The 22,488-nt window shown below is 67.4% G+C and carries 17 protein-coding genes; 10 read left to right on the forward strand and 7 right to left on the reverse strand.

The window, feature by feature from the left end:
- Positions 1–119 precede the first annotated feature (119 nt).
- The 6 genes from V7066_RS16840 (at position 120) to V7066_RS16865 (ending at position 5,891) form a co-directional block, all read left to right on the forward strand.
- Positions 120–1,151, forward strand: a complete 1,032-nt coding sequence (locus V7066_RS16840; RefSeq protein ID WP_334184139.1) for a 2-oxoadipate dioxygenase/decarboxylase family protein — start codon at positions 120–122, stop codon at positions 1,149–1,151.
- Positions 1,148–2,578, forward strand: a complete 1,431-nt coding sequence (astD, locus tag V7066_RS16845; RefSeq protein WP_334184140.1) for a succinylglutamate-semialdehyde dehydrogenase — start codon at positions 1,148–1,150, stop codon at positions 2,576–2,578. Before V7066_RS16840 ends, astD begins: the two co-directional genes overlap by 4 nt.
- Positions 2,575–3,783 (forward strand): hydrolase, encoded by a 1,209-nt coding sequence (locus tag V7066_RS16850; protein ID WP_334184141.1) that lies wholly within the window; start codon positions 2,575–2,577, stop codon positions 3,781–3,783. Before astD ends, V7066_RS16850 begins: the two co-directional genes overlap by 4 nt.
- Positions 3,780–4,799 (forward strand): arginine N-succinyltransferase, encoded by a 1,020-nt coding sequence (locus V7066_RS16855; RefSeq protein ID WP_334184142.1) that lies wholly within the window; start codon positions 3,780–3,782, stop codon positions 4,797–4,799. The genes V7066_RS16850 and V7066_RS16855 overlap by 4 nt, the downstream gene beginning before the upstream one ends.
- Positions 4,800–4,883: 84 nt before the next feature.
- Positions 4,884–5,606, forward strand: a complete 723-nt coding sequence (locus tag V7066_RS16860; protein WP_334184143.1) for an HAD family hydrolase — start codon at positions 4,884–4,886, stop codon at positions 5,604–5,606.
- An 84-nt stretch (positions 5,607–5,690) separates the two neighbouring features.
- Positions 5,691–5,891 carry a hypothetical protein gene (locus V7066_RS16865; RefSeq protein WP_147218497.1) on the forward strand — a complete coding sequence of 67 codons (201 nt, stop codon included), beginning with the start codon at positions 5,691–5,693 and terminating at the stop codon, positions 5,889–5,891.
- A 9-nt stretch (positions 5,892–5,900) separates the two neighbouring features.
- Here the strand turns inward: V7066_RS16865 and maiA are convergent, their stop codons facing one another.
- Genes maiA through phhA form a run of 4 tightly spaced genes read right to left on the reverse strand, consistent with a single transcriptional unit; the run spans position 5,901 to position 9,158 of the window.
- Positions 5,901–6,533, reverse strand: a complete 633-nt coding sequence (maiA, locus tag V7066_RS16870) for a maleylacetoacetate isomerase (RefSeq protein WP_334184144.1) — start codon at positions 6,531–6,533, stop codon at positions 5,901–5,903.
- 4 nt (positions 6,534–6,537) lie between these two features.
- Complete coding sequence (locus V7066_RS16875) at positions 6,538–7,092, reverse strand: VOC family protein (protein ID WP_334184145.1); 555 nt, start codon at positions 7,090–7,092, stop codon at positions 6,538–6,540.
- A gap of 60 nt (positions 7,093–7,152) precedes the next feature.
- On the reverse strand, positions 7,153–8,304 hold the full coding sequence (gene hppD / locus V7066_RS16880; protein WP_334184146.1) for a 4-hydroxyphenylpyruvate dioxygenase: 1,152 nt from the start codon (positions 8,302–8,304) through the stop codon (positions 7,153–7,155).
- A complete protein-coding gene (gene phhA, locus V7066_RS16885) occupies positions 8,301–9,158 on the reverse strand; it encodes a phenylalanine 4-monooxygenase (protein ID WP_334184147.1) in 858 nt (285 codons plus the stop codon). The genes hppD and phhA overlap by 4 nt, the downstream gene beginning before the upstream one ends.
- Before the next feature lie 107 nt (positions 9,159–9,265).
- Between phhA and V7066_RS16890 the strand changes: the two genes are divergently transcribed.
- Positions 9,266–9,727, forward strand: coding sequence for an Lrp/AsnC family transcriptional regulator (locus V7066_RS16890; protein WP_334184148.1), 462 nt, complete (start codon positions 9,266–9,268; stop codon positions 9,725–9,727).
- Positions 9,728–10,054: 327 nt separating this feature from the next.
- Here V7066_RS16890 and V7066_RS16895 read toward each other — a convergent pair whose 3' ends face one another.
- On the reverse strand, positions 10,055–14,812 hold the full coding sequence (locus V7066_RS16895; RefSeq protein ID WP_442947338.1) for an NAD-glutamate dehydrogenase domain-containing protein: 4,758 nt from the start codon (positions 14,810–14,812) through the stop codon (positions 10,055–10,057).
- A gap of 483 nt (positions 14,813–15,295) precedes the next feature.
- On the opposite strand from V7066_RS16895, the gene V7066_RS16900 reads away from it, so the two are divergent.
- The 3 genes from V7066_RS16900 to V7066_RS16910 all read left to right on the forward strand — a co-directional run bounded on the left by V7066_RS16900 (position 15,296) and on the right by V7066_RS16910 (position 19,958).
- Positions 15,296–16,393, forward strand: coding sequence for a LacI family DNA-binding transcriptional regulator (locus V7066_RS16900; protein WP_334184150.1), 1,098 nt, complete (start codon positions 15,296–15,298; stop codon positions 16,391–16,393).
- Between the two features lie 146 nt (positions 16,394–16,539).
- On the forward strand, positions 16,540–18,246 hold the full coding sequence (locus tag V7066_RS16905; protein ID WP_334184151.1) for an Hsp70 family protein: 1,707 nt from the start codon (positions 16,540–16,542) through the stop codon (positions 18,244–18,246).
- Positions 18,243–19,958, forward strand: a complete 1,716-nt coding sequence (locus V7066_RS16910; RefSeq protein WP_334184152.1) for a hypothetical protein — start codon at positions 18,243–18,245, stop codon at positions 19,956–19,958. The genes V7066_RS16905 and V7066_RS16910 overlap by 4 nt, the downstream gene beginning before the upstream one ends.
- Before the next feature lie 49 nt (positions 19,959–20,007).
- Here V7066_RS16910 and V7066_RS16915 read toward each other — a convergent pair whose 3' ends face one another.
- Together V7066_RS16915 and V7066_RS16920 are read right to left on the reverse strand one after the other, a co-directional pair.
- Complete coding sequence (locus V7066_RS16915) at positions 20,008–21,183, reverse strand: NAD(P)/FAD-dependent oxidoreductase (RefSeq protein WP_334184153.1); 1,176 nt, start codon at positions 21,181–21,183, stop codon at positions 20,008–20,010.
- On the reverse strand, positions 21,180–22,488 hold a 1,309-nt coding region (locus tag V7066_RS16920), incomplete at its 5' end, for an NAD(P)/FAD-dependent oxidoreductase (protein WP_334184154.1). The genes V7066_RS16920 and V7066_RS16915, both read right to left, overlap by 4 nt.

The following is a 22,488-nucleotide window of genomic DNA, read 5'->3' on the forward strand; positions in this document are numbered from 1 at the left end:
ATTGGATCACGCCTAAAAGTATAGACAAAAAAGCACTGCCCGGTTCTGCGCGGCATGGACTTGACCATGGGGCTTTCCTATGTCCGATCTACGCGCAACAGAGAAACGACGGGAATACGATGCCCTCCGCCTCCAGCCTTTTCGCAGATCAGGATCAGACGCTCTTCCGCCTCGTCTCGGCGGCGATCGGCGCCGATGCCGCGAGTTCCGCTCTCACCGTCCTTACCATCGACCCCATGCTCTCGGGCAGCGACGAGACCGTTTCGCGCGCGCAAGTCGCGATGGCCCTCAACGCCGCGCTCTTCGCCGACCTGCTGGAGCGCGTACCGACCGCCGCGCGCTATGTGCAGTCGGTGCGCGAGGCGGGCGAGACGATCGTCTTCGACCATGGCGCCCTGCGCACGATCGACGGCGAGACCGGCGCCCTGCCGAGCGGTCAAGAGGCCTTCGCCCGCTTCCTCGCGCCGCTGGGCTACGAAGTGGGCGGGCTCTATCCGCTGCCCAAGCTCCGCATGACCGGCCGCGCCTATGTCCAGCGCGACCTGCCGGAAACGATCCCGCAGTTCTTCGTATCCGAACTCCATGTCGACCAGCTTTCCGAAGGCGCGCAGGCGGCCTGCGCGAATGTCTTCGGCACGTCGACCGACCCGCTGGGCGAGGCCGAATGGGCTGCGCTCGATGCACTGGCTGCACAAGGCGGCTGCCCGTTCGACCAGGCCGTCGTCGCGCTCAAGGGCGCGCTCGCCTGCTTCGAGCGCCAGCACGAGCCGCCGACGCTGGCCGACTACGAAGTGCTCCTTACCGAGACCAAGGAAGGCGCCTGGATCGCCACCGAAGGCAATGCCTTCAACCACGCGACCACCCGCACCGCCAATGTCGCGGCGCTGGCCGAGGAACTCAAGGAAGACGGCTATCCGATGAAGCCTTCGGTCGAGATCTCGCAGAATGGCCGGGTGCGCCAGACCGCGATCCTCGCCGACAAGGTCGTACGCCCGTTCCGCGAGGCCGACGGCAGCGAAGTGCCGCTGCCGGTGCCCGGCTCGTTCTATGAGTTCATCACCCGCGACATCGATCCGGAGACTGGCAAGCTCGATCTCACCTTCGATTCCGGCAATGCCACCGGCATCTTCGCCGTGACGAGGGGCGCATGAGCCTGCTCCAGTCGTTCGATCCGGCCAGCGGCGCGCTGGTCTGGGAAGGCGAAGTGGCGGATAGCGCCGCCGTCGATGCCGCGCTGGAGCGCGCCCACGCCGCGTTCCCGGCCTGGGCCGCCCTGCCCGTCGCCGCGCGGGTCGAGGCGGTGCAGCGCTACAAGGCGGTGCTGGAAGCCCGAAAGGACGCGATCGCCGAGGTAATCTCCCGCGAGACCGGCAAGCCGCTCTGGGAGACCCGCACCGAACTGGCCTCGATGATCGGCAAAGTCGGCATCTCGATCGCCGCGCAGGCCGAGCGGGCGGGCGAGAAGCGGCAGGACATGCCCTTCGGCGCCGCCGTGCTGCGCCACCGCCCGCATGGGGTGATGGCGGTGCTCGGCCCGTTCAACTTCCCCGGTCATCTGCCCAACGGCCATATCGTCCCCGCCCTGCTGGCGGGCAACACGGTGGTCTTCAAGCCCTCCGAAATGACCCCGGCGACCGGGCAGGCGATGGCCGATGCGTGGCTTGAGGCTGGGGCCGAAGCGGGCCTTCCCGAAGGCGTGTTCCAGATCGTCCACGGCGCGCGCGCCACCGGCGAGGCGCTGGTGGCAGGCCATATCGACGGGCTGCTGTTCACCGGCTCCGCAGGCGCGGGCGCGCATTTCCGGCGCATTTTCGCGGACCGGCCCGACGTGATCCTCGCGCTCGAACTTGGCGGCAACAATCCGCTGGTCGTTTGGGACGGCGATCTCGACGAAGCCGCCTCTGTCGTCGTGCAATCGAGCTTCATCACCACCGGCCAGCGCTGCTCCTGCGCGCGCCGGTTGATCGTGCCGGACAACGACTTCGGCACCGCGCTGGTCGATGCGGTCGCCGCGCTGGCGGACCGCGTGACCATCGGCGAATGGCATGACGCGCCCGAGCCATGGTTCGGCCCGCTGATCTCGGTGCAGGCCGCCGAGGCCGCCAAGGCGCGCTTCGCCGACCTCATCGAGCGCGGCGCCACGGTGGTCCGCGCCTTCGAGGGCATCGAAGGTCGCAGCGGCGCCTTCGTCACGCCCGGCATTCTCGACGTGACCGGTGTGGACGTACCCGACGAGGAAATCTTCGCGCCCATCGTGCAAGTCACCCGCGTCCCCGATTTCGACGCCGCCATCGCCGCCGCCAATGCCACGCGCTTCGGCCTTTCGGCGGGGCTGGTCAGCGCGGACGACGCCTTGTGGGACCGCTTCGTGCTGGAAAGCCGCGCGGGCGTGGTCAACCGCAACCGCCCGACCACCGGCGCCGCCGGATCGATGCCGTTCGGCGGTCTGGGTGAAAGCGGCAATCACCGCCCCAGCGCCTATTACGCCGCCGACTACTGCGCCTATCCGGTCGCCAGCTTCGAGGCGGCGAGCGTGGACGGCAACAGCGGCGCGCTGACTGGCAAGCTCTCCGCATGACGGGCCTGACGGGAGAGGAACGGGACCTGCTCGCCCCCGTCGAGCACGCGCCGATCCTTGCCCACACGCTGGACTGGGCGGCGATCAACAGCGGCACCGCGAATATCGCAGGCCTCGCCGCAATGGCCGGGCACCTTGCCGATGCCTTCGCAGCGCTGCCCGGCGAAGTACGGCTGGTCGATCCCGCCCCGGTCGAGAAAGTGGACAGCCGGGGCCAGACGCGCGAGGTCGTCCACGGGCGCCATCTCGTCCTCTCGGTCCGGCCCGAGGCGGAGCGGCGGGTGATCCTTACCGGCCACATGGACACCGTCTATCCGACCGATCACCCCTTCCAGACCTGTGACTGGCTGGACGAGAACACGCTCAACGGCCCCGGCACCGCGGATATGAAGGGCGGCCTCGCACTGATGCTGGCCGGTCTCGCCGCCTACGAGCGCACCAATCCGACGCTCGGCTACGATGTCCTGATCAACAGCGACGAGGAAACCGGCTCGCTCTCCTCCGCCGCCCTCATCGCCGATCTGGCCAAAGCCAAGCTGGCCGCGCTGACGTACGAACCGGCACTACCCGGCGGCCAGATGGCGCGCGCCCGACCGGGTTCGGGCAACTACGCCGTCGTCGTCCATGGCCGTTCCGCCCATGCCGGACGCAACCCAGAGGACGGCCGCAACGCCCTGCTCGCCGCCAGCGACCTTGCCCTGCGCCTTGCCGCGATGCGCCGTCCCGGCCTCTCGGTGAACCCGGCGAAGATCGAAGGCGGCGCGCCCAACAACACCGTGCCGGATCTTGCCATTCTGCACTTCAACATGCGCCCGGCCACGCCCGAACTCGCCGCCGAAGCACAGGCTTACATCAAAGCCGCCGTCGCCGAGGTCTCCGCCGCGCACGATGTGCACATGCACATCCACGGCCACGTCTCGCGTCCGCCCAAGGCGATCTCGGAGAAGACCGAGGCGCTCTACGGCATGGTCAGCCGGGCCGCCGCCGACCTCGGCCAACCGATGAGCTGGAAGGATACCGGCGGCGTCTGCGACGGCAACAATATCGCCGCCTGCGGGGTGCCGGTGCTCGACACGATGGGCGCGCTCGGCGGATCGATCCACTCGCCGGACGAATACCTGCTGGCCGATTCGCTCGACGCCCGCGCCCGCCTCACCGCCCTCGTCCTGCATAGACTGGACCGCCACGGAGTTCTGCCCGCATGACATTCCTCCTGCGCACCGCCCAGGAAAAGGACCTCGAAGCGCTCTATCGCATGGCGAAGGGCACAGGCGGCGGCTTCACCAACCTGCCACCCGACAAGCCGACGCTGGACGCCAAGCTGAAGCGCACCGCCAAGAGCTTCGCACGCGACAGCGACGAGATCGCCAACGACCTCTTCGTCTTCATCCTCGAAGACACCGAAACCGGCAAAGTGCGCGGCACCTGCCAGGCCTTCTCGCAAGTCGGCACCGAGTTTCCGTTCTATTCCTACCGCCTCGGCCGGATCACCCAGCATTCCAAGGAACTGGACCGCACCTTCCGCGCCGAGATGCTGACGCTCTGCACCGATCTCGACGGGGCGAGCGAAGTGGGCGGCCTCTACCTCGACGCCACCGAGCGTTCGGCGGGCGTCGGTAAGCTGCTGGCGCGCAGCCGCTACCTGTTCATCAAGACGCACCGCGCGCGCTTCGGCGATACCACCTTGGCCGAACTGCGCGGCGCCATCGACGATGCCGGCAACTCGCCGTTCTGGGACGGTCTTGCCGGGCGCTTCTTCGACATGAGCTTCCGCGATGCCGACGAGTTCAACGCCAAGCACGGCAACCAGTTCATCGCCGACCTCATGCCCAAGCACCCGATCTACTGCGCCCTGCTGTCCGAAGCGGCGCGGCAGGTGATGGGCCAGCCGCACTATTCCGGCCGCCCGGCCATGCGCATGCTGGAAAACGAGAACTTCGCGTTCCAGAACTACGTCGACATCTTCGACGGCGGCCCCACCATGCTCGCGAAAACCGACCTGATCCGCACCGTGCAGGATGCCCGCACCGCAGTGATCGCCGCGATCACTCCGGCGGATGAGGCGGAAGCCAGCCACCTCGTCGCCACCGGACGCCTCGCCGATTTCCGCGCCTGTCTCGGCAAAGTCGACGCTGCGGACGGCGGCGTGACGCTGGATGCCGCCGCCGCGACACTGCTGGGCGTCGGGCCGGGAGATACGGTGACATACGTCAACGCTTGAACATTCCGTCGTCCCGGACCCGATCCGGGATGACGAAGCGCTTTTCGCAACCGTACATTCGGGTTTTGCAATGGTTCCGCCACCATGAAAGGTCATATTGACCCCATGACCTCGCTTCCCGATACCCTTCGCTCCGCCGTGCTGCCCGATCCGATCCGCGCGGCGATCTTCGACATGGACGGGACCCTGCTCGATACCGAAGCCGTGCATGGCCGTGCTTTCGCCGTAACCGGCAAGGCGATGGGCTACCCGCTCTCACCGGAGCTTCAGAATTCGATGGTCGGCATCCACCGCGACGGCTCGCGCCGCCTCGTGGCCGATCACATGGGGCCGGACTTCCCGCTCGACCGCTTCTTCGACGAGAGCGACCTGGCCTTCACCGCCATGCTCGAAGCGGGCATTCCGCTGCGGCCCGGCGCCGAGGTCATTCTCGAACATTTCGCCAAGGCGGGCATACCGATGGCGATCGCCACGTCTTCGGAAGCGCCTTACGCGCAGCAGCGACTGGAGAAGGTCGGGCTGCTGCGCTACTTCGACGTCGTCGTCACCCGCAACGACGTGACCGAGGCCAAGCCGCACCCGGAACCCTATCTACTTGCCGCCAGCCGCCTCGGCGTCGATCCGGCGCACTGCGTCGCCATCGAAGACAGCCCGGCAGGCGTGCGCTCGGCCACTTCGGCGGGAATCGCCACGGTCATGGTGCCCGACCTGCTGCCCGCCACCGAAGAGCAGACCCTGCTCTGTGCGGAAATCCTGCCGAGCCTGCATGACTTGCGGGACCTGCTGCTGGCGCCTGCCGAGGGCTGAGAACTGGGCGCTCAGGAATTGGACGGGGCATAGCTCGGCCCACCCGCTGGACCGAATCTCTCCGATCTCGCTACGGGCGGGCGGATGAGCATCATCGCCACCATCATGAATTCGACCACCGGCCAACCCATCCAGAAGATGACCTTCGGCCGCATGCCCAAGCCCTGGGCCAGCTTCAACCTCGCCAGCGGCGAACTGGTCACCGCAGACCGCGTCCATGTCGGCAAGCCCGCGCCGGGCAAGTTCGTGGCGCCGGTCGAAGTCTGGGTCACGCCGAAGGACTGACCCTCGATCTCACTTGCTGTCCGGCTGATGGTCGGGATGCGCCGCGATGAACGCCGGATGCTCCCGACAGGCCGCCTCGATCCGGGTCAGGTGCGGGTAGGCATCGAGATCGCAGGAAAACCGCCGCGCATTGTAAAGCTGCGGCACCGCCACGCACTCGAACAGTCCCGGCGCATCGAACAGGAAATCCCCCGCGCCGCGTTGCTCCAGCCGCGCCTCGACGCCCTCGAACGTGCGGGCGACCCAGTGGCGATACCAGCCGTCCACCTCTTCCTGCACATGGCCGAGATCGTGCTTCAGGTATTTCAGCACCGGCAGGTTGAGCGGCGCGTGGAGTTCGGTGGCGATCGCCATCGCCAGTTCGCGCGAGGCGAAGCGGTCCTCGACATCGCGGGGGAGCAGCGGCCGATCGGGAAAGCTCTCGTCGAGCCATTCCAGGATCGCCATCGACTGCGCGTAGACGCGCCCGTCAATCTCCAGCGCCGGAACACCGCCGTAGGGGTTTAGGCGGCGGTATTCCGCGGAGCGCTGCTCCCCGTCGAGCAGGTTGACTGCAACCTGCTCGTATTCAAGCCCTTTGAGACCCAGCGCTATGCGCAGGCGATAACTCGTGGAACTGCGCCAGTAGCCGTGGAGCTTCACCGGCTCAGGTCTCCGCCGCGATCTTTTCGTGCAGCCACGCCGCGTGGCGCGGGGCCTTCTTGGTGCGCGACCATTCCTCCAGCATGTCCTCGGCCACGGCCTTAAGCTGGGCCATCTGGCTGGAGCTGCCAAACTGCCATGCCAGTTCGAGGCGATGGCCGTTGGGGTCGAAGAAGTAGATCGACTTGAACACGCCGTGATGAACCGGGCCGACCACGGACAGCCCCCGCGCCTCGGCACGTTCCTTTGCCGCGAGCAGCCCCTCCTCGCTCTCGACCTTGAAGGCGATGTGCTGGACCCAGGCCGGGGTCGCCTCGTCGCGGCCCATGTCGGGCGCGTTGGGCAGTTCGAAGAAGGCCAGCACATTGCCGCCGCCGCAATCGAGGAAAACGTGCATGTAGGGATCGGGCGCGCCTGTGGAGGGCACCTTGTCCTCGGCGATGGCGAGCATGAAATCCATGCCCATCACATCGCGGTAGAAGTTCACGGTCTCCTTCGCGTCCCGGCAGCGGTAGGCGACATGGTGGATTCCGCCCAGAACGGGGGTCTTGTCAGTCATCTTCACTCTCCCGGGAACTGGGGGCAGACCTGCGTGGACCTGCCCTCCCTCCCAACCTGTTTACTCCGCAGGCTCATCCACCCCTTCGACAGGGCTCAGGACAGGCTTCAACACGCCGCGGCGGATCTGGTCGCGTTCCATGCTTTCGAACAGCGCCTTGAAGTTGCCGTTGCCGAAGCCGTCGTCGCCCTTGCGCTGGATGAATTCGAAGAACACCGGCCCGACCCGCGCCTCGGCAAAGATCTGGAGCAGCAGGCGTGGCTGGCCCCCATCATTCACGCCGTCTGTCGTGCCATCGAGCAGGATGCCGCGCGCCTTGAGTTCCTCGGCGGGTTCGCCGTGACCGGGGAGGCGCTCGTCGAGCATCTCGTAATAGGTTTCCGGCGGCGCGGTCATGAACGGCACGCCGAGCGACTTGAGCCGATCCCAGGCACCGACGAGATCGTCGCAGATCAGCGCGATATGCTGGATGCCCTCGCCGTTGAAGGCGCGCAGGAACTCGTCGATCTGGCCCTTCCCGCCCTCGGCCTCTTCGTTGAGCGGGATGCGGATCTTGCCGTCCGGCGCGGTGAGCGCCTTGGAGGTGAGGCCGGTATATTCGCCCTTGATGTCGAAGTAGCGGATCTCGCGGAAGTTGAAGAGCTTCTCGTAATAGTCCGCCCAATAGGCCATGCGGCCGCCGTAGACGTTGTGGGTCAGGTGATCGATCAGGTCGAAACCGGCGCCGACCGGGTGACGATCGACGCCCGGCAGGTATTCGAAGTCGATGTCGTAGATCGACAGCGCGCCATCGCTTTCCCCGTTTTCATCGGCCCGCTCGTAGCGGTCGATCAGGTAGATGATCGAGTTGCCGATACCGCGGATGCCGGGAAGATGCAGTTCCATCGGGCCGGTCGCGACCTGCACCGGCTCCGCCGAGCGGGCGAGCAGTTCGGCATAGGCGGCGCGGGCATCCCTGACACGAAAGCCCATGCCGCAGGCCGAAGGGCCATGCTCGCGGCTAAAGAACCATGCCGGGCTGTGCGGCTCGTAATTGGTGATGAAATTGATGCCGCCCTGGCGCCAGAGTTCCACGTCCTTCGAACGGTGACGGGCGATCTTCGTGAAGCCCATTGCTTCGAACACCGGTTCCAGCACGCCCTTCTCCGGCGCCGAGAATTCGACGAATTCGAATCCGTCGAGTCCGATGGGGTTGTCGAAGATATCGGTCATGAGGTCAGTTCTCCGAAGGGGGTTTCGCCGGGAAGCACGTCTCCGGCGGGAATGGGCAGCGCCGTGCGCCAGGTTTCGTAGACGGGGCCGAAGTCCAGCGAGACGAGGTCCGCGATCAGCTGGGGCAGGCTTTCGAGGACGAAATAAGTCTTCTGGAACGAGTCGATCATGTAGCCGGTGCGCATCACGCGGACGGCCTCGAAAGGCAGGCGGAGCACATCGCGGTCTTCCAGCGAGAACCGCGTCTCGCCCGAGGACGAGATGATACCGGCGCCGAAGACTTTCAGGTCGCCTCCCTCCCGCACCAGTCCGAATTCGATGGTGTACCAGTAGATCCGCGCCAGCATGTCGAGCGCATCCATTTCCATGGCCCGCGCGCCTGCCCGGCCGTAAAGCTCCAGGAAATCGGCGATCGTCGGGTCCAGCAGCATCGGCACATGGCCGAAGAAGTCGTGGAACACGTCCGGCTCGACGAGATAGTCCAGCTCGTGCTCCTCGCGCAGCCAGCGCGTCACCGGGAAGCGGCGATGGGCGAGATGGTCGAAGAACACGGCATCGGGGATGAAGCCCGGTACGCCGACGAGCTGCCAGCCGGTCACGGGGCCGAGGATGGCATTTGCATCCTCGAAACGGGGAATCCCCTCGGCGCAGTCGAGCCGGGCGAGGCCCTCGCGGAAGGCCGTGCAGGCATGGGTCTCCACCAGCGCCGACTGCCGCGCATGGAGGCGGCGCCAGCGTTCGTGCATCTCCGGGGTATAAGCGTGCCAGTCCTGCCCGACCGTGTAGTCCGCGGCAGCCTGTCCATACTCTCCCCGAAGCTCGCTTGTGGATGTTTCCGTCGTCGGCTTCTTCATTCCGGAGAGGATAACACAGCTACCGCGCCAGATTCGTGCGATTGCGCGCGCGGTGGAAGCCTATAATAGTGGCTTCCACCAGGAACCACGCTTAAGGCAGAGGATTCATGCAGCTGGATCTGTTCGACCGCAAGATCATCGCATCCTTGCAGGAAGATGCGCGAATGCCGGTGGCGCAAGTCGCGGAACGCACGGCGCTTTCGGCAACCCCGGTGAGCCGCAGGATCAAGCGACTGGAAGATGACGGGGTGATCGTGGGCTATGCGCCGGTGCTCGACCCGCGCAAGCTGGGCTTCGAGCTGGAGGCCTATGTCCTCATCAATCTCAACGCGCATATCGACGAGAACATCACCCGTTTCGAACAGGCGATCCGCGACAATCCCTATGTCATCGCCTGCCATGCGGTGACGGGGGACATGGACTATATCGTCCACATCATCGCCCGCGACGTGGAGCATCTCTCGCAGATCACGCTGAAGACGCTGGTGCGCATTCCCGGCGTGCGCGACGTGAAGTCGAGCATCGTGCTGGAGGCGATCAAGGAACCGCGCGCATTACCGCTGGAGTGAGCGGGCGGGGTGACGGAAGAACAAGCGAGGCCCCCGCCTTCGCGGGGACGACGGGCTTGATCGAAGGACGAACTGTCCCGTTTATTCGCTTCGTCATCCTGAACTTGTTTCAGGATCCATTCTTCCCAACGACCGACCGTTTCTGCGGCGAGATGGATCCTGAAACAAGTTCAGGATGACGAGTGTATTGGGGCGACGTATCGCACCAACGGTAGCGCCGGGAGACATCGAACACCTCGCAAGGAGCGCCCAAGGCCTCCGGCCCCCACAAGGCCGCAAGTACACGGGGTGCAGGGGTGGTAAACCCCTGCCCTTCCCCTTTACCTCTTACCTGCCGAGCAAGTTCCGCGCCTGGCTGGCGATCTGCGCCAACATCGCCGGGCTCAGCGGCACGGTATTCTCCGCGCGCTGGACCATCGCGCGGAAGGTCTGGATCGCGGCGATATGCGCGCGGCCCCATTCCTCTGCCGCTGCCGCCGGGTCCGACTTGCCCACCTTGGTCGCGGCGAGGCGACGCAGGAAGTCGAGCCGCATCTGCTGGAAGTCGCGGGCGAGGCCGGCGACCAGCAGGCGCTCCCACGGATCGGACGGGTTCATGATCGTCGCGCTGGCCTGTGCCCAGTCGAGGCCGAGACCCGCGCCGATGCGGGTGAAGGCGCCGACCAGCTGGCGCGGATCGATCCCGGTATCGGCCGCGAGCGCGGCGATGCCGACGGCGCCGTCGAGGTCGTAGAGGTTGGCGACCATCGCGGCCTCTTCCTCGGGCGCGCCGAGTTCGAGCAAGCCGCTGCGCAGCTTCTTCGAATGCGCGGCGATGCGTTCGCCGAGCAGTTCATGCGTGTCCACCGAGAGCGCCGCGACCGGCTTGCCGATCCGGGCGAGCACTTCGGAAGGCGCGGCCTGTCCGGCTCCGGCGCGCAGCAGGTCGGCCATGTGGCCGCGCACGACGCCCGCAGTGCGGTCGAACAGGGCGATGCGCGCGTCCTCGGTCATCGGCGCAACTTCGAGCCGTTCCCAGAGCGCATCGAGATCGAAGAGCTGCACCGCCAGCGCGAAGGCAGCGGCGACCTGCGAAAGGTCCGCGCCTTCTTCCTCGGCCAGTTCGAAGGGATGGACGATGCCGAGGCGGTTGATGATGCGGTTCGCCAGCTTGGTGGCGATGATCTCGCCCGCCAGGCGGTGGCCTTCGATGAAGCGCGCGTACTTGGCCTGCATCGGCTGCGGGAAGGCGGCGAGCAGCATCGGCTGAAGCGTGGCGTCGGTCGCGAGGTCGGACGCCTCGATCGCGGCCTGGAGCACCAGCTTGCCGCTGGAGAGCAGCACCGCGAGTTCGGGGCGGGTCAGCCCGCGACCGTCCTGCGCCCGGCGGCCCAGCGACTCGTTGTCGGCAAGGCCTTCGGTCTTGCGGTCGAGATTGCCGCCTTCCTCCAGTGTCTCGATCAGGCGGACATGCGAGGGCATGGCGCTGGCGCCGCCGCGTTCAGCGATGGAGAGCGCGAGGGCCTGGAGGCGGTTGTCCTCCAGCACCAGTTCGGCCACTTCGTCGGTCATCTCGCGCAGGAGTTCGACGCGCTCTTCCTCGGTGAGCTTGTCGGCCCGCTTGGCGGCGGCCAGCGCGATCTTGATGTTGACCTCGTTATCCGAGCAATCGACGCCCGCCGAGTTGTCGATGAAGTCGGTGTTGATGCGCCCGCCGCGTGAGGCAAACTCGATGCGCGCGGCCTGGGTGACGCCGAGATTGGCGCCCTCACCGATCACGCGGACGCGCAGCTCGTTGGCACTGACGCGCAGCGCATCGTTGGCCGGATCGCCGACGGTCGCGTTGTTCTCGCCCGACGACTTCACGTAAGTGCCGATGCCGCCGAACCACAGCAGGTCCACCGGCGCCCAGAGGATCGCCGAAATCAGCGATTCCGGATCCAGCTCGGTCGCCTCGATGCCGAGGGCGGCGCGCACTTCGTCGGTCAGCGCGATCGACTTCGACTTGCGCGAGAACACGCCGCCGCCCTGGGAGATCAGGGCCTTGTCGTAATCGTCCCAGCTCGAATGCGGCAGGTCGAACATGCGCTTGCGCTCAGCCCAGCTCTTCGCGGCGTCCGGGTCCGGATCGAGGAAAATGTGGCGGTGGTCGAACGCGGCCACGACCTTCAGCGACTTCGAGAGCAGCATGCCGTTGCCGAAGACGTCGCCCGACATGTCGCCGCAGCCGATCACGCGGACCGGGTCGTTCTGCACGTCGACGCCCATTTCGAGGAAGTGGCGCTGCACCGAAAGCCAGGCGCCGCGCGCGGTGATGCCCATGGCCTTGTGGTCGTAGCCGTTGGAGCCGCCGCTGGCGAACGCGTCGTCGAGCCAGAAGTCGCGAGATTCGGCGATGCCGTTGGCGACGTCGGAGAACTTCGCCGTGCCCTTGTCGGCGGCGACCACGAAGTAGGGGTCCTCACCGTCGAGGATCACCACGGCTTCGGGATGGACAACCTTGTCCGCCACGATGTTGTCGGTGATCGAAAGCAGCGTGCCGATGAAGATCTCGTAGCTTGCCTGGCCCTCGGCGGCCCAGCCGGCGCGGTCGAGCGCGGGATCGGGAAGCTGCTTGGGATAGAAGCCGCCCTTGGCCCCGGTCGGCACGATCACCGCGTTCTTCACGCGCTGCGCCTTCATCAGGCCGAGGATTTCGGTGCGATAGTCGTCGCGGCGATCGGACCAGCGCAGGCCGCCACGGGCGACGGGTCCTGCACGCAAGTGAATGCCCTCGACCCGGCGCGAATAGACGAAGATCTCGCGCCAGGGCAGCGGCTTGGGCAGGCCCGGAACCAGCGCGGAATCGAACTTGAAGGCCAGCGCCGTCTCACCCGCGGGGGCGAAGGCATTGGTGCGCAGCATGGCGCTGACGACATCGCGGAAGGCGCGCAGGACGCGGTCGTCGTTGATCGCCGCGACATTGGCGAGACCGGCGCGGATCGCTTCCTGCGCCTGCGCCTTGGCCGCAGCGCGGTCGCCCTTGAACGCGGGGTCATGGATGCCGCGGAACAGGTCGACGATGCCCATGGTCACGGCAGGCGCGCCCAGCAGCGCGTCGACCACGGTGCCGATACCGAAGTGCATGCCCGCCTGGCGCAGATAACGATACCAGGCGCGCAGCCAGTCCGCCTCGCGCTTGGACAGGCCGAGACACGGGACGAGGCGGTTGAACGGATCGTTCTCGCCCAGGTTGTTGAGCACGCCCGCCAAGGCATCCTCGATCATCGGCGCGAGCCCCAGCACTTCGCCCGCATCGCTGCCGGTGGGCAGGGCGAGCGTGAAATCGTGGATCGTGCCGATGCGGCCCTTGTCGAGCGGGGTCGGCATTTCCGCGAGCACGCGGAATCCGAAGTTCTCCAGCGCGGGCACGGCGTCGGACAGCGGCAGGCTGCCTTCCGCCTGGTAGATCTTCAGGCGCAGCTGCGGCGCCTCGCCGTTTTCGTGGCGGTAAAGGCGCACGCCGCGGCTGCCGCGCAGATCGGTTCCGGCATCGCCGACGACGAGGCTGCGCATGTGGGAAATGTCGATAGCGGCTTCGGCCGGGCCGTAGTCGCTGCGGTAGGAGATCGGGAAAGCCTCGGCATAGCGCGCGGCGATGGCGGCGGCGCGGCCCGGCTCCAGGGTCTGGGCCAGACCGGCCTCGACCGCCTCGCCCCAGCCGCGCAGCATGACCTGGAGGCTGTGGTCCAGCGCGGCTTCGTCGAGCGCGTGTCCGCCCTCGCGGATATCCAGCGTATAGCGCAGCATGGCGAGATTGCCCGCCTCGACGCTGAGCGACCAGTCGAGCGTGGGCGCCTGGGCGGCCTCCTCGATCATTGCCTGGATACGCTTGCGCATCTGGGTCGAAAGGGTGTCGCGGGCGATCCACACGAAGGCGAACAAGTGGCGCGACAGCGGCGAGGCGGTGACCACCAGACGCGGGCGCGGACGATCGACCAGCGCGGTCATCGTCGTCGCCAGCCGCTCGACATCGGCCTCGCCGAAGCCGAGCACGAGGTCGTGCGGCAGGCTGGTCATGGCATGGGCCAGCGCCTTGCCGGTATGTCCGCCCGGATCGAAGCCGAGCTTGCTGCCGAGGCCCGCGAGCAGGCGGCGCAGGCGGGGAACCCGGTCAGGCGCAACGGCCAGAGCGGCGCTCGTCCACAGCCCCGCATGAACCGAAAGGGCGACAACTTTTCCTTCCGCGATCACCGGAACGAGGAACAGGTCGAGCGGGACGCGGCGATGGACGCGGGCTATGACATTGGCCTTGATGACCATCGGCGCGCGCACTTCGCCTGCCGCAAGCTGTGCGTCAAAGGCTTCGAAGGCCCGCTGGTAGCTGGCATCGGACAGCAGGCCGTGCGCGTCGCGCGTGCAGATGCCGAGTTCGTCCGTCTGGCGGCCGTCACGGCCGCGGGTGACGTGGCCGAGCTGGGTCAGCATGCCGCCGGCGAACCAGCGCAGCAGTTCGGCACCCTCGGCATCGTCGGTGCGGTCGGCATCGGCGTCCATCGCCGCGACCATCTTCGGCCAGTCGGCCACGGCCACGCGCACATCGGCCAGCGTGGTTTCGAGCGCGGCCTGAAGATCGCGGCGCTGGCGGGCGTCGGCGCGGTCGGTCTCGACGTAGATCATCGATTCGCGGCGGGTACTGTCACCGGCGGCTTCGGGAATGGCGACGATGGCGCCTTCGCCATCGCGTTCGACGGCAAGCACCGGGTGGGCCAGCCGGTCGATCACCAGACCGGCCTCGGCGATGACAGCCGCCACCGAGTCGACCAGGAACGGCATATCGTCGTTGACGATGGCGATGCGCAGATAGCGGCGCTCGTCGTTCTCCGAGGCGATGTCGATCACCGGCACGCCGGGTTCGCGGCGGGCGGCAGCAGCGAGCAGGACCTGTGCGGCTTCCTCGATCCAGGCACCATCGCCCGAAACATCTCCGGGCAGCAGGGAATCGCGGAGGCGGCGGGCGATCGCGGGCTGGAGAGCGGCGGCCTTCCCTCCCGACTTGATACGGATCCCGAGGGCGGCGGTCAGATCATCTGCGCTCAACTGTATTCTCCCGCAATTCAACGGCATGCGGCAGCCCGACATCGCAGGTCGCCTGCTGCCGCACGACGAATATAGGACCGGTCGAACGATCCGGCACCTACCGCCCTGTCACTATGCGTGAAAAGTAGCGGGGGTGCCTTTTCGGCGACACTCTATGGCGCCGCGGCGATCCGAAGCGACCGGCCGGTCTTTTCGGCGTTCGGCGAGGTTGTAACGGGATTTCCCTGTCACGCAACATTCGTTTAACCGTGCGAAATTGATTAATTTGCACCTTGCCCAGGCCCGCTGGAAAAGGCGCGGATGCGAATATCGTCCGCCCTCTTCCCTTCGAGATGCCCGTCCGTCCCCAGATGGTCCGTTTTCAATATTTTAATCGCCGGGGTCAGGTTCATCGAGACGCTGGCGATGCCATTGATCTATAAGTCGGCACCGACTTCGGATCGGCGGAAAGGTGCTGGTTCGGGCCAGCTTCCTCACGCCATGCGCTCGGCCAAAAAAGGGGAAGCAGGGATGGCGGGGAACGACGACGAGACGATCGAAGACGCGGAGTCAGGAACAGGGGTGGATCCGCGCGCAGAAGGTCACGCCGCTTCCTCGACGAATCGCCATGTCCGCACCCTGGCCGACCTCGCCCGCCTTGCCGGAGTCTCGGCAGGAACCGTCTCGCGCGCGCTGGCGGGCAAGGCCCTCGTCAATGCCGAGACCCGCGACCGCATCCAGGCGCTCGCCCGCCACCACGGGTTCAAGCCGAACCAGATGGCCAGCAAGCTGCGCACCGGCCGCACCGGGGTGATCGGCGTGGTGATCCCGCTCGGCCATGAAAAGCGCCAGCAGATTTCCGATCCGTTCTTCCTCACCCTGCTCGGCTATCTCGCCGACGAACTGACCGAGAGCGGCTACGACATGATGCTCAGCCGTGCCTTGCCGGACGGATCGGCCGACTGGCTGGAGCGGATCGCCGGATCGGGCATGGTCGACGGGATCATCGTTATCGGCCAGTCCGACCAGTTCCACGTCATCGAAAGCGTAGCCCAGGGCTACCGGCCGATGGTCGCCTGGGGCCAATATCGCCATGGCCAGACCCATTGCGCGGTGGGAACGGACAACGAGGCAGGCGGCCGGATCGCGGTGGAGCACCTGCTGGCCTCGGGCGCGCGCAACCTTGCATTCCTGGGGCAGACCCGCGGCATCGAGATCGCCATCCGCTATCGCGGCGCAGCGATGGCCGCCGAAGCCGCCGGCGCGCCGTTCGTCCATTTACCGGTGGATCTCGCGAGCGAATCGATGGGGCCGCAGATCGAACAGGCGCTGGCCGGAACCGATCTGCCCATCGACGGTATCGTCGCCGCGTCCGATCTCATCGCGATGTCCGCCTTGCGTGTGCTGCACGACAGGGGCCGCACGGTTCCCGGCGATGTCCGCATCATCGGCTTCGACGACCTGCCGCTTGCCGCGCAGACGACGCCGCCGCTCACCACGATCCGCCAGGAAATCGCCGAGGGCGCTCGCGCCCTGGTCGAGAAGCTGAAGGCCCGGATCGAGGGACAACCGGTGCAGAGTCTGGTCATGCCCCCCCGCCTCGTCGTGCGACAGACGACGCGGAACTGATCAAACTCCGGCGCGGGCTTGCAAACCGCGCCTTCCTCTCTACTTCGCGCTTTCGGTCGCCGAGCGGAGCCGCTAGGCAAACGCGGCTACAAAGACGAAGATGAGGGGAAGTTTTCGGTGTTCGGGGACGTAAGCGGCGCGGCGCCATGCTGATCGGTATCGATCTGGGCACCACCAACAGTGCCGTGGCGATCTGGCGCGATGGCGAGGCGGCTCTCGTTCCCAATGCCCTCGGCGAATTCCTCACCCCTTCGGCCGTTTCGATCGCGCGGGACGGGCAGGCCTGGATCGGCCGCTCCGCACTGGACCGTCTGGCCGTCCACCCGCAGGACACCGCCACCAGTTTCAAGCGCCTGATGGGCACCGCCGCCGACAGCCGCCTCGGAGGCAAGGGCTACAAGGCCGAAGACCTCTCCGCCCTCGTGCTCGGCGCGCTTGTCGCCGATGTCGAGGCCTTGACCGGCGCGCGGCCGACCGAAGCGGTCGTGACCGTGCCCGCCTATTTCAACGACCGCCAGCGCAAGGCCACGCGCCGCGCAGGCGAGCTGGCAGGCCTTACCGTCCGCCGCCTCATCAACGAGCCGACCGCCGCCGCGCTCGCCTTCGGCCTCCAGGACAAGGGCGACCGCGAGCCGTTCTTGGTCTTCGACCTCGGCGGGGGAACTTTCGACGTTTCCGTGGTCGAGATGTTCGACGGCGTGGTCGAAGTTCGCGCCTCGGCAGGCGACAACCGGCTGGGCGGCGACGACTTCGATCATGCCCTGGCCGCCATGGCCAAGCCGCGCATCGACCCCGCCCACCGTCTGGACGCCCTGCCCGCAGCGCAGCGCGAAGCCCTGCTCAAGCGCGCCGCCGAAACCTGCCGCCGCGCACTCAGCACCGCGAGCGAGGCGGAGTTCGCCGTGGTGCTGGGCGAGGAACGCCTCGCCGCCGTCATCACCGAAGCGGAGTTCGAAAGCGCCTGCGAACCGCTGCTGCGCCGCCTCCGCGAACCCGTCGTACGCGCGCTACGCGACTGCGCGATCGATGCCTCGGAACTCTCCGAGATCGTGCTCGTCGGCGGCGCTACCCGCATGCCGGTGGTGCGGCGCGCGCTCACCCGCCTGTTCGGCCGCTTCCCCAATGCCTCGGTCCATCCCGACCATGCAGTGGCGCTGGGCGCGGCGATGCAGGCCGCACTGGTCGGCCGCGACGCCGCGCTCGACGAGATCCGCATCACCGACGTCTGCCCCTTCACCCTCGGCGTCGAAGTGGCCGAGCAGGACGGCCACGGCGGCCTCCAGCGCGGGTTGTTCTCACCAGTTATCGAGCGCAACACGCCGGTCCCGGTCTCGCGGATGAACACCTATTCCACCCTAGGCGACAACCAGAAGACGCTGGAATTCGGCATCTACCAGGGCGAGGCCCGCGAAGTGCGCGGCAACGTGAAGCTGGGCCATATCGCGATTCCCGTGCCGCCGCGCCCGGCGGGTGAGGTCTCGGCGGAAGTGCGCTTCTCCTACGACAGTTCCGGCCTGCTGGAGATCGACATCCACGTTCCCGCCAGCGGAGTGGAACGCAATCTCGTCATCGTCGACGAGGAGGACCGCCCCGGCCGCAAGGAACTCGACAGCCGCCGCGCCGCGCTGGCGAAGCTCAAGTTCCACCCGCGCGAAGACGCCGGGAACGTCGCGGTCATGACCCGCGCCGAGCGCTGCTACGAAGACCATATCGGCGATGTCCGGCAGGCGATCGGCCACTGGATCACCCTGTTCGCGGGGGCGCTCGACACGCAGGATCCGCGCCGCATCGCCGATGCCCGCGCCATGCTGGTCTCCCGGCTCGACGAAGTGGAAAGCATCGGTCCGCTATGAACGGGGCACCCTGGTCCATCCTCGGCATCGGCAGGACCGCCGACGCCGCCGCGATCCGCAAGGCCTACGCCGCGCGGCTCAAAGCCATGGACGTCGACAAGGACGTCGAAGGCTTCGCCCAGCTTCGCCAGGCCCGCGACCAGGCCCTGCGGCTGGCGCGGAACCTCGCCGCCGCGGAAGAACCCGCAGAGCCGGAACCGGGCGAGGAACCGGAATTCGGCCCCTCGCCCGAGGCCCCTCCGCGCTGGACTTACGCTGCGCCGCAGCTCTCCGGCGACTGGAGCCGCGCCGACCTCGCCGCGCGCCCCGGCGAGCCGGACGACACGACAATGCTCGGCCGCATGGCCTGGGCCGCCGCCGCCGTGCGCGAGGGGGTGAGCGGCGCGGGCATTCCGCTCACCACGATCGATCCCTTCACCGCCCCGTTGCTGCATGGCAACCACGCCGCCGACGACACGCTGGGCCTGCGTCCGGGCGAGACCCCGGCGGAACGGCTGGCGATCCTGCTCGATCCCGAGCGCGAGACCGCCGGCGAACCGCTCACCGAGGCCGAGGCCCGGCAGGCGACCCGCGCCTTGCGCAAGATTCTGGACGATGCCGCGCAGGCACAGATCACCCGCGCGCAGCAGATCGAGGACTGGCTGGCCGAAGTGCTCGCGCGCGGCTGGCCGCGCTCGGCGCCGTTGCTGGAGGATGCCAATGCCGCTTTCGGCTGGGAGCGCGAATGGGCCGCCCACGATGCCCGGCCCGGTGTCGCCTTCCTCGGCGCCCGCCTGCGCGGCTATCGCTTCCAGCAGAGCGTGCTCCAGCCCGGCCACCGCTATAACAAGGCATGGAACGAACTCGTTCGCCCCGGCAGAGCCAGCCGGTTTCGCCTGTTGCGCGGCCCGGCGCAGGGCGAAGTCGACGGCCTGCTGCGCGGCGTCCGACAGAACTTCCCCGAACTGGAAACCCATTTCGCGCCGGAGCGCGTGGCTTCGTGGGAGGGCGGCAACCCTTTCGCCTCGGGCCTGCTGATCTTCTTCGGAGTGATCGCGCTCGGCATCGTCATGGCCTTGGCCAACGGCTCCTCCGGTCATGGCTCGTCGCTGGAGCACGACACCCGGCAGGCGATGCAGACCGCCGTTCCCGAAGCCTTCGGAAAGGGCCGCGATTCGTCCTGGCTCTGGGACAAGCAGCCGGAACTGGCAGGCGTGCTGAACGCTCAGGCCCGCACCCTGCTCGAAAACGGCGACAGCGAGGCGGCGGTCGTGGACAAGGTCGTGGAGATCGTGCGCGGGCGCAGCTTCCTCAACGGCCGCGAACTGGCGGGCGGCGATCTCGACACCGCGATGCATTTACGCCTCGCCCAGCTCAGGGCCGCACAGTCCCGCAGCGTCGCCACCTGTATCGATGTGCGCAACACCGGCAGACTCCACGGCGCGATCCCGCTGCCAGAGGACCTGCGCGAACAGGAGCGCGCCTTCGCGGCGCATCTCGCGGAAACCGGCAAGCTGGGCCGCCCCAGGGAGCATGGCGAGCGTTCGGCCATAGTGCCGGGCAGGCTGATCGATCAGGTCGTCACCGCCACCCGGCTCAGCCGCGATGCAGTGAAGCAGGCCATGTCGGGCAAGGGTGACGATGCCGCCGGTTGCGCGGTGACGATCGCCCTGCTGGACCGCACGCTGGCCTGGCAAGGCGAGAATCGGCGCGAGATCCTGATGACGCTGTGAGGCGGTTTGGCGCGGAACCCTGCCCGTTTTACGCCAACGCCAAATCAGGTCAAATTGCCAGCCCCGCCGCCCGCGCGCTCGCCCAGGCCCACTGGAAGTTGTAGCCGCCGAGCCAGCCGGTCACGTCCGCCGCCTCGCCGATCACGTAGAGGCCCGGCACCTTGCGCGCTTCCATCGTCTTCGACGAGAGACCGGCGGTATCGATCCCTCCCGCCGTCACTTCGGCCTTGGCGAAGCCTTCCGAACCGTCCGGCACGAACGGCCAGCGCGCCAGCTTCGCCTCGGCGGCGGCCAGCGCCTTGTCGGACATCGCGACGAGTTCGCCGGACAGGCCAAGCCGCTCGCAGAGCACGTCCGCCAAGCGCTCCGGCAGGCCTTCGCCCAGTACCTTGCGCAGGCTGGTGCGCGGACGTTCGCGCTTGGCTTCCCGGAGCCAGCCTTCGGCACGGTCCGGCAGGAACTGCGTCGTCACTGTCTGGCCGCGCTGCCAGTAGCTCGAAATCTGGAGGATGGCCGGGCCGGAAAGCCCCCGGTGGGTGAACAGCGCTGCCTCGCGGAACGCCGCCTTCCCGCACCGGGCCACCACTTCCGTGGAGACGCCGGAAAGATCGCGGAACAGCGCCTCGTCGCCCGCCAGCGTCAGCGGCACCAGCGCCGGACGCGGCTGGACGACCTTGAGGCCGAACTTGCGCGCGAGGTCATAAGCCGCCCCGGTCGCGCCCATCTTGGGGATCGAGGGACCGCCGGTGGCGATCACCAGAGCGGGAGCGGAGGCCACCCGGCCGCCGAACGCCACGCGGTAGAGACCGTCGCCATGTGTGATCTCACCCAGGGCATCGCCGCAATTCACCGCGACGCCGCCCTTGGCGCATTCCTCCAGCAGCATGGCGACGATCTGCTTCGCCGAGCCGTCGCAGAATAGCTGGCCCAGCGTCTTCTCGTGCCAGGCGATGCCGTAGGCATCCACCATCGCGATGAAATCGGCCGCCGTGTAGCGGCTCAGCGCCGACTTGGCGAAATGGGCATTGCCCGAGAGGTAGCGGTCGGGCGCCGTGTGGATATTGGTGAAGTTGCAGCGTCCGCCGCCCGAGATCAGGATCTTCTTACCCGGCTGGTCGGCATGGTCGAGCAGCAGCACGCGCTTGCCGCGCTGCCCGGCAGTGGCCGCACAGAACAGCCCGGCCGCACCCGCGCCGAGCACGATCGCATCGTAAGCCTCGCTCACTGGCCGTTCAGGCTCTCGGAACCTGCCGGAACCAGTTCCAGCGCCAGCGCTTCGGCCACGCGGATGCCGTCCACCGCCGCCGAGAGAATGCCGCCCGCGTAGCCCGCGCCCTCGCCCGCCGGGTAGAGACCGCGCGTGTTGAGGCTTTGCAGGTCCCTGCCGCGGGTGATGCGCACCGGTGAGGACGTGCGCGTTTCCACGCCGGTCATCACCACATCGGGATGGTCGTAGCCGGGCACCTGACGGCCGAACACCGGCAGCGCCTCGCGGATGGCGTCGACGACGAAGTCGGGCAGGCACTGCTTGAGTTCGGTCAGGTGGACGCCCGGCTGGTAGCTGGGGACCACCTCTCCGAATTCGGTCGAGGGCCGGTCGGCCAGGAAGTCGCCCAGCTTCTGGCCCGGCGCCTTGTAGTTCTCGCCGCCCGCCTTGTAGGCCAGTTCCTCGAACTTGCGCTGGAAGGCCACGCCCGCGAGAGGATCGCCGGGGTAGTCCTTGTCCGGATCGATATCGACGACGAGGCCCGAATTGGCGTTGAACTCCGCCCGCGAATACTGGCTCATGCCGTTGGTGACGACACGGCCCGGCTCGCTGGCCGCCGCCACCACGCGCCCGCCTGGGCACATGCAGAAGCTGTAGACGGTGCGCCCGTTGGAGGCCTTGTGCGCGATCGAATAGGCCGCCGCACCGAGGATCTTGTTGCCCGCATTGTCGCCGTAGCGCGCGGTGTCGATCCAGCTTTGCGGATGCTCGATGCGCACGCCGATGGCGAAAGGCTTGGCCTCGATGAAGACGCCGCGTTCGTGCAAAACCTCGAAAGTGTCGCGCGCCGAATGGCCGACCGCCATGATGACGTGACTGGCGGGCAGGTACTCGCCGTTGGAGAGGTGCAGGCCGGTCACACGGCGCTCGCCGTCCTCGCTCTCGGCGATCTCGAAGTCGTCGACGCGGGTGCCGAAGCGGTATTCGCCGCCGAGCTGCTCAATCGTCTCGCGCATCGACATCACCATCGTCACGAGGCGGAAGGTCCCGATATGGGGGTGCGCCTCGGTGAGGATGTCGTCCGGCGCACCGGCCTTGACGAATTCGGTCAGGACCTTGCGGCCGAGATGGCGGCTGTCCTTGATGCGGCTGTAGAGCTTGCCGTCCGAGAACGTGCCCGCGCCGCCTTCACCGAACTGGACGTTGCTCTCGGTATCGAGCACCGAGCGGCGCCAGAGGCCCCAGGTGTCCTTGGTGCGCTCGCGCACGGCCTTGCCGCGCTCGACGATGATCGGCCGGAAACCCATCTGTGCCAGCACCAGC

Origin of the sequence: Novosphingobium sp., from assembly GCF_036820275.1 — a bacterium.
In the GTDB taxonomy this organism is placed as follows: Bacteria; Pseudomonadota; Alphaproteobacteria; order Sphingomonadales; family Sphingomonadaceae; genus Novosphingobium.

Excerpts from the sequence above, each read along its gene's own strand:
- V7066_RS16840 (WP_334184139.1), top strand. The coding sequence starts at position 120 with ATGCCCTCCGCCTCCAGCCTTTTCGCAGATCAGGATCAGACGCTCTTC.
- astD (WP_334184140.1), top strand. The coding sequence starts at position 1,148 with ATGAGCCTGCTCCAGTCGTTCGATCCGGCCAGCGGCGCGCTGGTCTGG.
- V7066_RS16850 (WP_334184141.1), top strand. The coding sequence starts at position 2,575 with ATGACGGGCCTGACGGGAGAGGAACGGGACCTGCTCGCCCCCGTCGAG.
- V7066_RS16855 (WP_334184142.1), top strand. The coding sequence starts at position 3,780 with ATGACATTCCTCCTGCGCACCGCCCAGGAAAAGGACCTCGAAGCGCTC.
- V7066_RS16860 (WP_334184143.1), top strand. The coding sequence starts at position 4,884 with ATGAAAGGTCATATTGACCCCATGACCTCGCTTCCCGATACCCTTCGC.
- V7066_RS16865 (WP_147218497.1), top strand. The coding sequence starts at position 5,691 with ATGAGCATCATCGCCACCATCATGAATTCGACCACCGGCCAACCCATC.
- V7066_RS16875 (WP_334184145.1), bottom strand. The coding sequence starts at position 7,092 with ATGACTGACAAGACCCCCGTTCTGGGCGGAATCCACCATGTCGCCTAC.
- hppD (WP_334184146.1), bottom strand. The coding sequence starts at position 8,304 with ATGACCGATATCTTCGACAACCCCATCGGACTCGACGGATTCGAATTC.
- phhA (WP_334184147.1), bottom strand. The coding sequence starts at position 9,158 with ATGAAGAAGCCGACGACGGAAACATCCACAAGCGAGCTTCGGGGAGAG.
- V7066_RS16890 (WP_334184148.1), top strand. The coding sequence starts at position 9,266 with ATGCAGCTGGATCTGTTCGACCGCAAGATCATCGCATCCTTGCAGGAA.
- V7066_RS16895 (WP_442947338.1), bottom strand. The coding sequence starts at position 14,812 with ATGCCGTTGAATTGCGGGAGAATACAGTTGAGCGCAGATGATCTGACC.
- V7066_RS16900 (WP_334184150.1), top strand. The coding sequence starts at position 15,296 with ATGGCGGGGAACGACGACGAGACGATCGAAGACGCGGAGTCAGGAACA.
- V7066_RS16905 (WP_334184151.1), top strand. The coding sequence starts at position 16,540 with ATGCTGATCGGTATCGATCTGGGCACCACCAACAGTGCCGTGGCGATC.
- V7066_RS16910 (WP_334184152.1), top strand. The coding sequence starts at position 18,243 with ATGAACGGGGCACCCTGGTCCATCCTCGGCATCGGCAGGACCGCCGAC.